A 14,750-nucleotide genomic window follows, 5' to 3' on the forward strand; every position below is an offset into this window, starting at 1 on the left:
GACTCCAGCTTATTCAGCCGCTTCCATTTTCGACGGCTTTGGTGCTGCCGGCTTGCTTGACGGGGTAGATCGGCGGGCGGCCTGCTTGGCAACGGGCTTTTTTGTTACTGTCTTTTTCGTTCCGGCTTTGCGCTTTGTGCTTTTCTTTGGCGCAGCCGTCTTTTTATCCGGTGAACGCTCCTCGTTCACCAGCGCCTCCAGCGCGTCCTCTTCTTCCGCCTGCCCCAGAGCGTCAAGGAACATGCCACGCACTTCCGCAACATGCTGGTTCATCGTCCGGCTGGTCCACTTGCTGGTATCGACTGCAGGTAGGACGTCAACGCGTACCTTTGCGGGGCGCATCAGAAATTCGTTCTTGGGAGCTACATCGCCGGCATTGTGGATGGCGATCGGTACCATGGGCACACCCGCCTGGATCGCCATATGGAAAGCACCTTTCTTGAAAGGCCCGAGTTTCGGCGAAAGCGTCCGCGTGCCCTCTGGAGCGATGACAATGGATTTGCCGTCGATCTTCACCGCATCGATCAGTGGTGCCATCGCCTTGATCGCGCTCCCGGCATTGGCCCGGTCGATGAAGACCGTTCCGGCCAGTTCCATCAATTTGCCGATCACCGGCGTGTCACGCACCTCCTTCTTGGCCACGCCGCCCATGTCCCGGCGGATCAGTTTGGCCAGGATCATAACGTCGGCCTTGCTCTGGTGGTTAAACACGAAAATGCATGGGCGCGAGGTCCAGAGATTCTCCTCACCGGTCACTTCCAGCTCGCAGCCGGTCAAAGCGGTGGCAATATCGCCAAAGAGACCGGTGGAAAAATTCATGGCTTCCCGCTTCGATCCGGTCAGCGCCCAGATGGGCAGAGAAGCCACGGCGGAACCGATCAGCGATCCGGTAGCATAGATGGTCCGGACATAATCCACCGGCTTGCCCTGCCCCCGGCTTTCATATTTTTCCAGCGGCCAGCCATGTTCGCGCGCCGCTTCGCGCAATTTTGTATTGGGGTTCAACGGCCGCGGCTTGCCCACTCTTTCCAGCAATTCGATATCGTCATAGCTGTCGGAATAGAAATAGCTGTTGTCGAGATCCAGGCCATATTCTGCTGCAAGACCTTCGGCTGCGATCACCTTGCCTTCGCCGAAGCAGAGCGGTCGGATGATATTGCCGGTAAATTCTCCATTCTCGACTTCATATTGCGAACACAGCACATGTTCGATATCGAGATCGCGGGCAGTCGGCTCGATCTGGTAGATGGTGGCGGAGGAGACGATGGCGATCGTATGACCCTTGGCGCGATGGGCCTCGATCAGAGCGCGCGCTTCGGGATAGACTTTGCGGGCAATATGCTTTTCGTAGAGCTCCTCGCCAAATTCGAAATAACTGTCTTCGGTAACGCCCTTCATGAATTTCGCGGCACCCGACATCAGGCCAGAGAAACCCATGTTGCCGGTGCTGTACTGAGCCATCACATTGATCGTTTCGACCACTTCCTCAGCGGTCATTTCCCGACGCTTGATCTTCTCCCAGAGCATCGCGGTGGCCGAATAGCCGGCAATGATGGTCCCATCGAAATCGAAAAGAGCGGCAATATGCGCGCCTTCCGGAGCATCCAGCACGTCTTGCAAATGGGATTGATATTCAGCCGTTTTAGTCTTGGTCATTCAAATGTCCCTCGCCGAAAGTCTATCGTGCCAAAAAACAGCAGGATTTCCCAGCTTTTAATGGCGAAAAATCGGATTCACCGCGCGATCGGCGGTGAAAGTCCCTTTATGGTTCAACTGTGACCGAAGAGTGAAGATTCTCTGGCCGGAAAGCAGCATAATCGATGCCCGCTTTTTTGCCTGTTCGCGCTGGCGGTCGCAAAGGCCGGTCAGGGAAAGTCAACTTTCGCAGTGATGGTCCTCTGGATCACCGTGATCACGCACATCGCGGCATAAACGGTCGCGATGACAGTAAAATATTGGGGCAGCAGGCACATCAGCACAAAGGCGGTGATGGTCTCCGTCCCTTCCGCGAGCCCTGTATTGTAGAAGAAGCTTTTCTTGCCATGCGCGTCGGTTTCGCGGCCCGCTTTCGCCGCCATCACCGCATAAGCGAGGAAGCTGATACCGGTCAGGGTGAAGCTGGCGATCAGGATCATCGCATAAGGCAGATTGACCGGGACGGCGAAGCCGAAGCCAAGCGGGACCGCGACGTAAAAGGCAAAGTCGCCGACAATATCGAGATAGCCGCCGAAATCGGATTGCCTGGTTGCACGGGCGACGGCTCCGTCGAGGCCGTCGAGCAAACGGCTTAGCAGCAGCAGCGCCAGACCCAGTAGATAATAGCGATAGCCGATGGCGACGCCCGCGCCGATGCCGATTGCCGCGCCCGTAAGCGTGACCTGATTGGCCGTGATGCCTGCCCGCGCCATCCTCTTGCCGATGGCGTTGAGCGGCGGGTCGATCAGCGGCCTTATCCGGGAATCAAGCATCTGGCCTCCTCACGCAAAGCTTATCAACCCGATCACCGCGCCGGTCATAGCGGTGGCGCAATTGCCGGCGATCCAGCTTTTCATGCCCAGCCCGGCGACTTCCACGCGCCGCGATGGTGCCAGCGTGCCAATCGTCGATACCAGCAAGCCGACGCTGGCGAGATTGGCGAAACCGCACAAGGCGTAGACGACAATCAACTGGCTGCGCGGATCGAAGGTTCCTTCCGGCAGCGCCGAGAGATCGAGATAGGCGACATATTCGTTGAGGATTGTTTTTGTCCCCATCAAGGCCCCGGCGGCCGGCGCCTGATCCCAGGGCACGCCCAAGGTCCACATCAGGGGCGCAAACAGCCATCCGAAGGCACGTCTGATCGTTATCGCCTGACCGTCGATATAAGGCAATATCGTCAATATCTGGTCTACCAGCGCAACTAGCGCAAACACCACAAGGATGATGCCGATCACTGCCAGAAACACCTGCACACCTTCCATGGTTCCACGGACGATGGCGTCGATACTGCCATCATATTTGAGACCCGGCTGCTCGTCGCCGGTCTCGGTCTTGCCGTCTCCCGGGACCATCAGCCGGGCCAATAATATCGCGGCCGGCAGCGAGATCAGCGATGCGGAGATCATATGGCCAACGGCGTTGGGCACAGTGGCCGACAGGGTAGAAGCATAGAGAACCAGTATCGCGCCGGAGATGGTCGACATCGCCAGCACCATGACCATGAACAGCTCCGCCCGGCTCATCTTCTCGAAATAGGCGCGCAAAACCAGCGGCGATTCCACTACGCCGAGGAAGATATTGGCGCCGCCGCTGAGGCCAACCACGCCGCTGACACCCATGGTCTTGCGCAGCGCCCAGGACAGCCCGCGAACAATCCAGGCGAGCACGCCCCAGTGCCACAGCAAGGCGGACAGCGCCGAGAAGACGATGACCAGAGGCAATATCTGAAAAGCGATGATCAGCGGCGGCTGCGCGCCTTCCTTCAATACAAAGGGCAGTTCCGCCCCGCCGGCATAGCCGAACATATAGGATGATCCGACCAGCGTGGCTTTTTCAATCGCCATCACGCCCTGATTGGCGAGGCCGATAATATCCCAGACAAAGGGCACCCGGACGATCACCAGCGCAATGGCAAATTGCAGCAACAAAGCCCCGCCGATCCATTTCCAGCTTGGCCGGGCCTGCCGGTTTTCCGACAGGAGCCAGACGAACAGGAGGATCAGCGTCAGGCCGATCAGGCCCTGGCCTTGCTGCAAGATTGCCATCATCCGCGCATCCAGTCGTGATAACGCTCGACCCAGCGCAGCAGGCCTTGCGGCGCATGCGCCCGTTTCCATTCGCCGGCGGCATATTTATTCGCCTCGGCCATGGTCGGATAGGTATGGATCGTGCCCAAAATCTTGTTGAGGCCGAGCTTGTATTTCATCGCCAGCACATATTCGGCGAGCAGTTCCCCAGCATGGTCGCCGACAATGGTAACGCCCAGGATCTTGTCCTTGCCCGGCGGGGTCAATACTTTGACAAATCCCTTGGTAGCGCTGTCCGCAATCGCCCGGTCCAGCTCGTGCATCTGGTAGGTCGTGACTTCATAGGCGATGTTCTGCGCCTTGGCGTCCTGCTCGTTCAGGCCGACCCTCGCAATTTCGGGATCGATGAAGGTGGTCCACGGGATCACCCGATAGTCGGCCTTGAACTTGCGGAACTGGCCGAACAGGGCGTTGACCGAAGCAAACCACGCCTGATGCGATGCCACATGAGTGAACTGATAGGGGCCTGCCACATCACCAGCAGCAAAGATATTGGGATAGAGGGTGGCCAGATAGTCGTCGGTCACCACCGTTTTGTCGGTTTCAATGCCCAGTTCTTCCAGTCCGAAGCCGCTCAACCGGGCGCTGCGTCCGACTGCAACCACCAGCGCATCGAAGGCGATGCTCTTCTCTATGCCATCTGCAGAAAGGATCAGGCGCTTCTCGCCGTCCACCCGTTCACAGCGGATCGCATCATGGCCGGTGAGCACTTCGACGCCCGAGCTTTGCTGCGCGCCGAGAGCCAGTTCCGCGACTTCATCATCTTCGCGCGCCAGCAGGCGATCCGAACGCTCCACCTGCACCACCTCGGCACCGAGCCGGGCAAAGGCCTGGCTCAATTCGCAGCCAATCGGGCCGCCGCCGAGTATGATCATGCGCTTGGGGATGTCGTCCATCTGCGCGAATTCTTCCCACAGGGTATCGCTGGTGACGTAGCCGACTTCATCGAGGCCGGGCAGATCGGGCACAAACGGCCGGCCGCCGGTCGCGATGACGATGGAGCGGGTGGTGAGCCTCTGTGTCTCGCCGTCCTCGCGCTTGATCTCGACTGTCCACGGATCGACGATCGTCGCATAGCCCTTCACCACATCGACACCGAGACCGGTATAGCGCTCGACGCTGTCATGCGGTTCGATCTCCGCGATAATGCCGTGAATGCGCTGCATCACCGCCTTGAAACTATAGGTCGGTTCGACCTTGTCCAGACCATAAACATCGCCGTGACGCATCTGTTCGGCAACCTTGGCGCTCTTGATCAGCGCCTTGCTGGGCACACAGCCGTAGTTGAGGCAGTCGCCGCCCATTTTCGATGCTTCGACCAGCGTCACCTTGGCTTTTACCGTGGCCGCAATATAAGAGGAAACCAGACCGGCCGCGCCGGCTCCGATCACCACCATATTGCGGTCATATTTTTTCGGTCTGGTCCAGCGCGCGTAAACTTTCCGGCGCTTGATCAGTCCGACGATCCACTTGCCGATCCACGGCGTTATGCCGAGCGCGGCGAAGGACAATAGCAGGCCGGGCGAGCCGATATCGCTGACCTCGTCGATATTGGCGAGCTGGGTCCCCGCATTCACATAGACCACTGTGCCGAGCAACATGCCGATCTGGCTGACGATATAGAAGGTCCGGGCTTTTATAGCCGTCAGCCCCATAAGCAGGTTGATCAGGAAGAAGGGAAATATGGGGACCAGACGGAGCGTCAGCAGGTAGAAGGGCCCATCTTTCTCGACGCCGTCGTCGATAGCCTTCAACCGGTCACCGAAACGCGCCTTGATCGTGTCACGGAACAGATAGCGCGACGAGAGGAAGGCGATGGTCGCGCCGATTGTTGATGCGAAGGACACGATGATCGTGCCGGCTAGGACGCCGAACAAGGCGCCAGCCGCAAGGGTCAGAATGAGCGCGCCCGGTAAGGATGCCGCCGTCGCCGCTACATAGATCAGGAAGAAAATGCCAATGACCAGAAAGGGCGCCGCCCGATATTGCGCGTCAAAGGCGGCTTGCTGCTCCTTCAGATTGGCGAGCGTCAGCTGCGAGCCGAGATCGAAGTAGAAGAAGCTGGCGATAGCTATGGCGAACAGCAGAAGGATCAGTATTTTTTTCATGTAATTCTTTCCGCCCGACGGGGCTCCGCTGCACTGGCCAGCCTTGAATATCGTCTCCTATATGGAGCTTCTGCCCGCTTTGGAACCTAGCCTATTTTCCGGCTCCGGTAGAATTTCTTTTGTAACCTTTGGTCTTGTCTGGCCGATAGCCTTTCCGGAACGGGAGCATCAAGCTCCACCATAGATCAGCCGGACTGTCAGTCTGATATTCCTCCAGACCGATTGTCATGCCGTCATGGCCGGCTTCCGGCTGCGCGATATAGGTGCCGAAAATCCGGTCCCACAGGGCGATGCTGAAACCGTAATTGCTGTCGGTTTCGCCGGGCACGATCGAATGGTGAACGCGGTGCATGTCCGGGGTGACGAGGAACAGGCGCAGCCGTCGGTCCAGCCAGCCGGGCAGCCGCAAATTGCTGTGGTTGAACATCGCGCACAGGTTGAGGATGAGCGCAAAGACGAACACCGCGAGCAGGCTCGGCCCGATCAACAGCACCAACAGGCATTTGTAAAGCATCGACAGGATGATCTCGACCGGATGAAAGCGTATTCCGGTCGTTACATCGATGTCGCGGTCGGCATGATGAACCTGGTGAATGGCCCACAGCAGCGGGATCTTGTGGGTCGCGATATGCTGCCCGTAAATCGCCAGATCGAGCAGGATCAGGGCGAATGCAAATTCCACCCATGCAGGCCAGTCTGTCCAGTTGAACAGCCCGATATGATTTTGCGCCGCATAGCCGGCGACGGCGAGCGCGGCGACCGGCCCCATCAGCCGAAGCGCAACGCTGTCCAGCAGGATGATCACTATATTGGTCCGCCAGCGCCTGGCCCGCGACAGCGAACGCTGGCGGCGCGGAAACAGGGACTCGCTGACGGCGAGAATCGCGAACAGCAGCACGGACAGGAGCAGGCCATATTGAGCGAGATTGTCTGTCATGAAAGCGGTTGTTGTCTGGCCATTCGGGCTTTCCTCGTTCGGGTCTATTCTCGTCACCGCCTATAGCAGAGATCGACCCGGCAAAAGACGATATTCCAGAAACCCCAGTTTTCCAGGGCTTTCAGGGCGTATCCAGAGCTGCCCCCTGCCCGTCTCTCCCGGGATTCCGCGAGACATCCCAATATGGGTTGCAGCGCTGCGCGATGATCGCTAGATGCTGCCCCGTCTATGAGGTGCGTTGGCTGAGTGGTCGAAAGCGCCGCACTCGAAATGCGGTATGCCAGCAATGGTATCTAGGGTTCGAATCCCTAACGCACCTCCACAGACCTTGCGGCTTTCCGGGGCCGGACTTACCCCGCAGCTTCGGCGCTTGCCGCTCCTTCTTGCCCAAGACCACCGCTCGTCATCGCGACAGCAGAAACGCTGGCTCCGTCGCCGGGAATAAATTTAGGGTCACACGGGTCACACCCCCCAAAGCGGAAACAGCTTTGGCCATTTAAATCAGACTATTTCTCAATTTTTCAAACATTTCTGCGTAACTGCGGCCAATAGCAACAGCCCACGCAACATTCCGGCGCGGCGCGGGGCAGCGCTTGCGGGAGAGAGCAGAATGGCACGTTTCCATACCCCTTGCTTTACCAGACGCACGGGGCTGTAGGAAAGGGCGAAGACCGACTTCTTACCGCCCTCACTCGACTTTGCCGCGGCTGAACCGGCGGAAGGGCTCATCGCTCGAATGGATTTTTTCAAGACCGCACAACAAGCGCTTTACTTATATCTAATATGGTTATATGTAATATGCATATTACACAATGAGGCTGGACATGGACGACAGAGAATTTCTCGAAAATTATGATCCTGCGCAATATGATCGCCCGTCGGTGACCGTTGATCTGGTGCTGATGAGCATATTGAATGGTTCTCCGGCGATCCTGCTCACCCGCCGCGCGCAGCAACCCTTCGCAGGTAGATGGGCTTTGCCTGGCGGATTTCTTCAGATGCACGAAAGCCTCGATGAAGCGGCGCGGCGCATCTTGCTGGAACATACGCAGATTGCCGACGCCTATGTTGAACAGCTCTACACTTTCGGCGCACCCGATCGCGATCCCCGCATGCGGGTGTTGACCGTGGCCTATTTTGCCCTGCTGCCAGCGAAGCATTTCGAAGCGGCGCTGAAAGACAATCCCGCGCTCACGCTGGCGGAAATCGAAGTGCCGTGGCCCGGAGAAACGGGCGGGCCGGTCGCCGCGCTAGACAGCGATTGCACGCCCCTGCCGCTGGCGTTCGATCATGCTGAAATATTGGGCCTGGCCATCAAGCGGCTGCGCGGAAAGCTGGACTATTCGCCCGTAGCCTTTGCTTTACTGCCCTCCCTTTTCACATTGCGCCAGTTGCAGGACGTGCACGAATCAATCCTGGGCGTAAAATTGAACAAGCCCGCTTTCCGGCGCAAAATGCTCGATCGAAACTGGATCAGCGGCAGTGGAAAGCGCGAGACCGGTGCCTCGTTCCGGCCGGCAGAATTATATTATTTCAACCAGGACAACGAAAGAAACGATCATGGCACAGATACGTAACTTTGCATTTCTCGCGCAATTGCGCAGCGACGCCAGCCATTTTGTCATTCGCTACCGCAAAGGTTCAGTCCGGCAGAGCGGCAAGGGACTGGTCTTCTGGTTCCGTCCGGAAACGGCAAGTATAGCCGAACTGCCGATGGACGACCGCGAGATGACGATTTTTATCAAAGGTCGCAGCGCCGATTTTCAGGATGTGAACGTGCAAGGCGTACTCAACTGGCGCATTGCAGATCCCGAGAAAGTGGCGGAGCGAATCGATTTCACGATCAGCTTGGCCAACGGGCAATATATCCGGGACCCGATTGAACGGATCGAGACCCGGCTGGCGGGATTGGTCAATCAGGCCACCGTGCAATATCTCGCCGAAGCCACAGTCCGCGAATTGCTTGATGCCGGCGTGGAGCCCCTGCGGCAGAGGCTGGAGACGGCGCTGGCTGGCGAACCGGCGCTGAATGACATTGGCCTTGCGATCGTGGCGGCCCGGCTGAACAATCTGGCCCCGAGCAGCGAGCTGGAACGCGCCCTGCAGACACCGACATTCGAGGCCCTACAGCAAAAGGCGGATGAGGCCGTGTTTGAACGTCGCGCTCTGGCGGTCGAGAAAGAGCGCGCTATCGAGGAAAATACGCTCAACAACAAAGTCGAGCTCGCCCGTCGCGAAAAATTGCTGATCACCGAAGAAGCGGAAAACAGCAAGAGCCGGGCCATGGCTCGGGCAGAGGCGCAACAGGTCGAAGCCAATGCTGAGGCCGCACGGATCCGCACGATCGAGACGGCCAATGCGGAGAGTGAAACGGCGCATATCGCTGTCTATCGCGATCTGGCACCTGGCGTCCTGCTGGGTCTAGCCGCCCGGGAAATGGCCGGAAAGCTCGACAATATCGAACATCTCAACATCACGCCGGATATTCTGGCCGCGGTCATGCGGGAATTCGGCGGCAAGGTTGAGGGGGCACAGAATGTCGCACTCATGCCGCAGCCGCAGGAAAATGACCCCGGCCCGACGGTACCCAAAACCCGGCGCAGCAGAAAGACATGACCTCGATTTCACCAAGAGCGGTCTTTGTCACCCGCGAAACCGACTATGAACTGTTGCTCTCGCGACATGCGACGCATGAGCAAGCCCGGTTTCATCTCGAAACGCGCGGACAGAAAATATCGGAAGTGGAACACAGGCATGCGGATTTTATCGACACGCTGAAACAGGCGCGCGCGGTTGTGCCTCCGGATTGGAAACAGACGCTTGTCCGGCGGAGCGACCTGAACCGGTTCCTCTTTGCTCCCGATGATGTGATTATCGCTGTCGGACAGGACGGGCTCATTGCCAATGTGGCCAAATATCTGGACGGGCAGACAGTCTTCGGCGTCAACGCTGCGCCACAACTCTATGATGGCGTTCTCGTGCGCCTGCGAGTGGACCAGCTGTCCGCCCGGTTGTCCGCCTATCTCCACCAGGATATTGACGTCCAGCGCCGAACCATGGTGGAGGCGGTGCTGGACGGCGGCGAAAGGCTTTTTGCGCTCAACGAACTATTTGTCGGCCATCGCAGCCACCAGTCTGCCCGCTACAGGATCGCACAAGGGGACCAGCAGGAAAACCAGAGTTCCAGCGGCGTCATTGTAGCCAGCGGTACCGGCGCAACGGGCTGGGCACGCTCGATCATGGAGGCGACCGGTGCAAAGCTTTCTATTCTCCCCGAAGAAGCCGCGATCGCCTATTTTGTCCGCGAACCCTTCCCCAGCATATCAACCGGAACCAGCATGCGCGCGGCTAAGCTGAAGCACGGGTCTCTGGAAATCACCTCGCGGATGAATGAAGGCGGCGTTGTCTTTGCCGATGGTATCGAGCAGGACTTTCTGAGCTTCGACTGGGGCCGCAAAATTGACATCCAGCCCTCCCGAAGAAATCTTAATCTCGTCGCCAGCTAGCATGTGATCCAGGTCAGTTCGCAGGATTGATTATGTGCTCCGTTGCCGGGAGCAACGGCGAGTCCGCGCTGTCGAAATATTCCGCCATCGCCCAAGACCGCCCTCTCTCCTGGCTATTCGAGCGAAGAAATCTTTATGCCAATGGATGAGAAATGCATTTCGCTTCGTTCTCCTTGCACGACCAGAATGGAGATATGGAAATGAGAACTGCATTTTTGACAACCAGCTTAGCCATTGCCGCCATTGCTGCCACCCCTCTGGCCGCCCATGCCGGACAGGAAAGCCATGTGGAAATCCGGAAAACGCCGATTGCCGGTCAATATGACAAGCATTGGTATAACTATCTGGCGGATGTGCTGGAAGCCGACAAGGAGCTGAAAAGCGATCTGCGCCGGGCGACCGATGCGGAAGACACGCGCGAGGCATGGGAGGAATATGAAAATGAACTTGTTGATGCCGACAAGGATTATGTCGAGGAAATGCGGGATCGCAATTTTCGAGATGGCCGGGTCACGGTCGGCGACTAGACTTTTCAGGAGAGCTTAACAAAAGGCGGGGTTTGATCCCCGCCTTTTTTGTGGCGATCCGCCGCACTGACGCGCGCTTCCGGGAAAGACCGCTCGATCGCGCGTCGATACCCGGTCGCTATTTCCAGCCATTTTCCATCAATTGGCGTTCGCCGTCCGCATCCACCGGAGCATCGGCCATCATCGCCGCGGCGCGGGTGTTGATTTCGCTGCTCGAAGCCTGCCGATAGCCGCTTGTCGCCTTGCCGGGGAGCATGTCCTCCAGCTGCCAGTGGCCGTCGGCCTTGCAGGCAATACCAGCAAGCGCTTCGCCGTCAAAGCTGCGGCAAATCTGATCCGACCTTGAACGGAAGGTCAGACCGATGCGATAGCGGCTGTCTTCGCCCTGGACCGAGGCAAGCTGCTTTTCCAGAGCGGTTTCGAGTTGGCCACTGGCGATCAGCGCGCCCTCCTGCTGGGCAACCGGACCGGCATTCTGGCCGAGGCCGAACTGGCCGACCACGATGCCCAGCGCCAGGGTTGCGGCCATCGCGCCCCATTGCGCGATGCCGAAACCAGTTCGGCCGGCGCGTTTCCGGTCTTCCCCGGCTTTTCGCTCGGCAAAGCTGTTATCGACATTATTTTCCATCGAAGCGGTCAGCAGCGCGGTCAGGCGATCCGGCACAGGCTCTTGCGCGACGGGATCATAATGGGCGGCGAGCCGGCTTTTAAGGGCCCGTTCTCTGGCGATGCGATCGGCCAGTATATGATCCGTTTCCATCGCCTTTTCGATCCGCTTGGCGGTCACCGCATCGCATTCGCCATCGACATAGGCGATGATCGTTTCGTCATCAAAGGTCATGCCGCTTCTCCCAGTCCGCGTTGCAGCGCTTCTCGTCCGCGAACCAGTCGCGAAGTCAGGGTGCCGATCGGTATGTCAAGCAACTCTGCCGCCTCCTTATAGGCAAAGCCCTCGACCAGGACGAGCACGATGGCTTCGCGCTGGTCGAGCGGTAACAGGTCCATCGCCCGGTCGACATCGGAAAGTTCCATCCGCTCTTCCATGCGCTGGTGATCGTCGCCCGCAACATTCTGCATCGCGTCATCATCATTGGCGACATGCTCCCGCCGCCCGGCCGCGCGGACCGTGTCGATCCAGATATTTCTCGTAATCCTGTACATCCAGCTATCCAGTCTTGTTCCCGTTTGCCATTGTTCGCGCTTGTTCAGCGCCCGTTCGAGGGCCATCTGACACAGATCATCTGCATCATCGATATTGCGCGTTAGGCTGCGGGCGAAACGCCGCAATTGCGGGAGCAATGCCAGCAGATCCTGTTCAAATGCCATTCAGCGCGGATATCCTTTATTGATGGTCTATGGATGAAACGATGGAGCCGGTTCGTTTAATCCATGAACGCAAAAAAAAGCAAACGGGCAATGGCCTGTCTCTACCGGAAGGATTGAAGGCATGAAAGCAGCGCGATACTGGTTGATGATCCTGATCGTCTTCGTTCCGGCCGCGGCATGGGCCCAGCTATCGCTGCCCGGCGTCGGGCCGGGCCTTGGTCTCCCCGACCGGACTGTCGGAGAGGCAAGCAGCAAGATAATCGATCCAATCACCGGTTCGCTCGAAGCTGATCTGCTCGACCGGCTGAGCAGGTCGGAACTGACAGCATTGCTAGACCGCCTGCGCATGGACCGGACCAACCGGTTACTGCGAGACAATCGGGCGCATGTGGAGCGGGACGAAAATGGCGATCCCGCGGTGCGCGGCATATTGGTGGCAACCGACATCTCCGAAGCATCGGTCAGCAAGGCCGTGGCCAGTGGTTTCACCGTGTTCGAGCGCGGCCGGATCGACGGGCTGGACCTGAACTTCGTGAAATTTTCGACGCGCAAGGGCGAGAGCCTGAAGTCGGAGCAGAAGAAGCTTCAGAAAATCGCGCGTGAGGCAGAGATCAGCGGTGACAATATCTACTTCACCAGCGCCACTCCCTCGTCTTGCGGCGGTTGCGGTGCCCTGCCCGCTGCGTTGCTGGCCGGCGGTGCTGCAAAAACCGCGACCATCGGTCTGATTGACGGAGGCGTCGCCAGACATGGTCTGATAAAGTTCCCTGTCGAACAGCGCGGCTTTGCCAAGGGAGCGCCGCTAGCGAGCGCGCACGGCACGGCCATCGCGTCGCTGATTTCCATGAGCCGGAAAGACAGCGGGACCGGCCTGCTGGCGGCGGACATCTATGGCAGCGATCCGGCGGGCGGCAATGCAACCGCGATAGCACGTGCGCTCGGCTGGATGGCGACGCGGAAAATTCCTGTCGTTACCATCAGCCTCGTCGGGCCGGACAATGGTTTGCTCCGCCGCGCGATCCGCTCTGCCCAGGGCAAGGGCATGCTGATCGTGGCTGCCGTGGGCAATGACGGGCCGGCGGCCCCGCCGCGCTTTCCGGCCGCCTACAAGGGCGTGCTCGGCGTGACGGGCGTGGATCGCCGGCACAAGGCACTACCGGAAGCCGGGATTGCCACGCCGGTCGATTTCGCCGCCCCTGGCGCAGATATCATGGGCGCTTCTCCCGATGGCAAGACTGTGCCGTTGCGCGGCACATCCTACGCCGCCCCCCTGGTAGCAGCGCGTCTTGCCGCGCATTATCCTGCCCCCGATATAGCAGCGATCGAAAAGGCGGTGAGCGCGCTGATCGGCGAAGCCCGGGATCTTGGCAAAAAGGGCGCGGACAAGGTCTATGGCCATGGTCTGGTCTGCGAAAATTGCGCCGACCGATAAATATTCCGATTTTTTTTTGCGAGGGACGGATTAATCCGGAACGCCGGCTCGTTCTCCTGACAGATGGCGAAAAATGCATCGCCACAGAAGGAGAAGCAACATGAAGAAATCAATCACAAGCATCATCACCGGCACTTTCACAATCGCGTTTCTGGCGACAGCGCCCGCATCGGCCCAGCTGCTCGGCGGCAGCGGCGGTCTCGGAGGTTCGTTGGGCGGTTCCCTGGGGGGCAACATCGGTTCGGGAGTGGACACGATCGGCCAGACCGGCGGAACCGTTGCCGGCCGGGGCGGAGTGACCAGCTCCACGAAGGTTGACCGGACGGTGGACACGCAGTCGGGCCGGGTCGCCACCGACGCCAACAGCAATTCCAGTGCCAATGGCTCGCTGCTCGGCGGGGTCGATGCCTCGAATAATATCATCAACGGGACAGCAAACGGGGCGGCAGGCAGCTCGGCTTCCGGCTCGGCCAGCAGCAGCACCGATACGACTTTGATCGGCACCGACGCCGTGCGCTCGGCCGCCGGGCAAGCGGTGGGAACAGCGCGCAACAGCGTCGGCAGCGCACGATCAGCGGCCAGCGGCGCTGCATCCACTGCCACCGGAACCGCGCGTAACGCTGTCAACGGCGCGAGAGGCACCGGGTCGCTTGCCGGCAGCATCGCTGCCAGCGGTAGCACGATGGCGATGGGCAATCTCGGCCAGCTCGCCGCTTCGGGCAGCACTGCGGCCAATGCTGACGGCATGTTCGCCATTACCCCCGGCATGCCCATCGAGGATTCGAAGGGTCGCGTGGTTGGCTATGTCCAGGCTGTCCAGCAAACCGGCTCAGGCGTTGTGAGTGCCGTGGTTGTAGAAGCTGGCAACCGCACGGCCACCCTTCCCGCAGCTAATTTTGCCGGATCGGGTGATGTGCTGATCACCGGAATGAGCAAAGGTGAAATCAAGCAGGCTGCCAAGCAGCAGGAAAAGACGCCGCAAAGCCAGAACAGCCAGTAAGGCGCTTGCCGGCAGGCTGCCCATGACCGGAAGCCCCCCGCTGTAACCTGCCGGCAAAGGGCGCGTCAGACTATAGTCTGGCGCGCCTTTGCATTCCGGGGGGGGCTCAACAACGGGGATGCGGCCCGC

At 59.1% G+C, this 14,750-nt stretch carries 13 protein-coding genes and 1 tRNA gene; 7 read left to right on the forward strand and 7 right to left on the reverse strand.

What is annotated here, in order from left to right; translation table 11 throughout:
* Positions 1-9: 9 nt before the first annotated feature.
* From CHN51_RS17160 to CHN51_RS17180, 5 genes are all read right to left on the reverse strand, one after another.
* Positions 10-1,656, reverse strand: coding sequence for an HAD-IB family hydrolase (locus CHN51_RS17160; RefSeq protein WP_100095103.1), 1,647 nt, complete (start codon positions 1,654-1,656; stop codon positions 10-12).
* Between the two features lie 209 nt (positions 1,657-1,865).
* Entirely contained in the window at positions 1,866-2,468 is a 603-nt protein-coding gene (locus tag CHN51_RS17165; protein WP_100095104.1) for a CDP-alcohol phosphatidyltransferase family protein, read from the reverse strand.
* A 9-nt stretch (positions 2,469-2,477) separates the two neighbouring features.
* A complete protein-coding gene (locus tag CHN51_RS17170; RefSeq protein ID WP_100095105.1) occupies positions 2,478-3,746 on the reverse strand; it encodes a nucleoside transporter C-terminal domain-containing protein in 1,269 nt (422 codons plus the stop codon).
* On the reverse strand, positions 3,743-5,893 hold the full coding sequence (locus CHN51_RS17175) for a bifunctional TVP38/TMEM64 family protein/FAD-dependent oxidoreductase (RefSeq protein ID WP_100095106.1): 2,151 nt from the start codon (positions 5,891-5,893) through the stop codon (positions 3,743-3,745). The genes CHN51_RS17170 and CHN51_RS17175 overlap by 4 nt, the downstream gene beginning before the upstream one ends.
* 91 nt (positions 5,894-5,984) lie before the next feature.
* Positions 5,985-6,830: a sterol desaturase family protein gene (locus CHN51_RS17180; RefSeq protein WP_100095107.1), complete on the reverse strand. Its 846-nt coding sequence runs from the start codon at positions 6,828-6,830 to the stop codon at positions 5,985-5,987.
* Positions 6,831-7,062: 232 nt separating this feature from the next.
* Between CHN51_RS17180 and CHN51_RS17185 the strand changes: the two genes are divergently transcribed.
* The 5 genes from CHN51_RS17185 to CHN51_RS17205 all read left to right on the forward strand — a co-directional run bounded on the left by CHN51_RS17185 (position 7,063) and on the right by CHN51_RS17205 (position 10,863).
* A tRNA-Ser gene (locus CHN51_RS17185) sits at positions 7,063-7,152 on the forward strand.
* 502 nt (positions 7,153-7,654) lie between these two features.
* A complete protein-coding gene (locus CHN51_RS17190; protein WP_100095729.1) occupies positions 7,655-8,407 on the forward strand; it encodes an NUDIX domain-containing protein in 753 nt (250 codons plus the stop codon).
* Positions 8,391-9,446, forward strand: a complete 1,056-nt coding sequence (locus CHN51_RS17195) for an SPFH domain-containing protein (protein WP_100095108.1) — start codon at positions 8,391-8,393, stop codon at positions 9,444-9,446. The genes CHN51_RS17190 and CHN51_RS17195 overlap by 17 nt, the downstream gene beginning before the upstream one ends.
* Entirely contained in the window at positions 9,443-10,336 is an 894-nt protein-coding gene (locus tag CHN51_RS17200) for an NAD(+)/NADH kinase (RefSeq protein ID WP_100095109.1), read from the forward strand. The genes CHN51_RS17195 and CHN51_RS17200 overlap by 4 nt, the downstream gene beginning before the upstream one ends.
* Positions 10,337-10,536: 200 nt before the next feature.
* Complete coding sequence (locus CHN51_RS17205; RefSeq protein ID WP_100095730.1) at positions 10,537-10,863, forward strand: hypothetical protein; 327 nt, start codon at positions 10,537-10,539, stop codon at positions 10,861-10,863.
* A gap of 118 nt (positions 10,864-10,981) precedes the next feature.
* Here the strand turns inward: CHN51_RS17205 and CHN51_RS17210 are convergent, their stop codons facing one another.
* Together CHN51_RS17210 and CHN51_RS17215 are read right to left on the reverse strand one after the other, a co-directional pair.
* Complete coding sequence (locus tag CHN51_RS17210) at positions 10,982-11,704, reverse strand: anti-sigma factor (RefSeq protein WP_100095110.1); 723 nt, start codon at positions 11,702-11,704, stop codon at positions 10,982-10,984.
* A complete protein-coding gene (locus CHN51_RS17215; protein ID WP_100095111.1) occupies positions 11,701-12,189 on the reverse strand; it encodes an RNA polymerase sigma factor in 489 nt (162 codons plus the stop codon). The genes CHN51_RS17210 and CHN51_RS17215 overlap by 4 nt, the downstream gene beginning before the upstream one ends.
* Before the next feature lie 121 nt (positions 12,190-12,310).
* Here CHN51_RS17215 and CHN51_RS17220 point away from each other — a divergent pair, with 121 nt between their 5' ends.
* Entirely contained in the window at positions 12,311-13,621 is a 1,311-nt protein-coding gene (locus CHN51_RS17220; RefSeq protein WP_100095112.1) for a S8 family serine peptidase, read from the forward strand.
* 100 nt (positions 13,622-13,721) lie between these two features.
* Positions 13,722-14,621, forward strand: a complete 900-nt coding sequence (locus CHN51_RS17225; RefSeq protein WP_100095113.1) for a hypothetical protein — start codon at positions 13,722-13,724, stop codon at positions 14,619-14,621.
* The last annotated feature ends 129 nt before the right edge of the window (positions 14,622-14,750 follow it).

The sequence above is a fragment of the Sphingorhabdus sp. YGSMI21 genome (assembly GCF_002776575.1).
GTDB lineage: Bacteria > Pseudomonadota > Alphaproteobacteria > Sphingomonadales > Sphingomonadaceae > Parasphingorhabdus.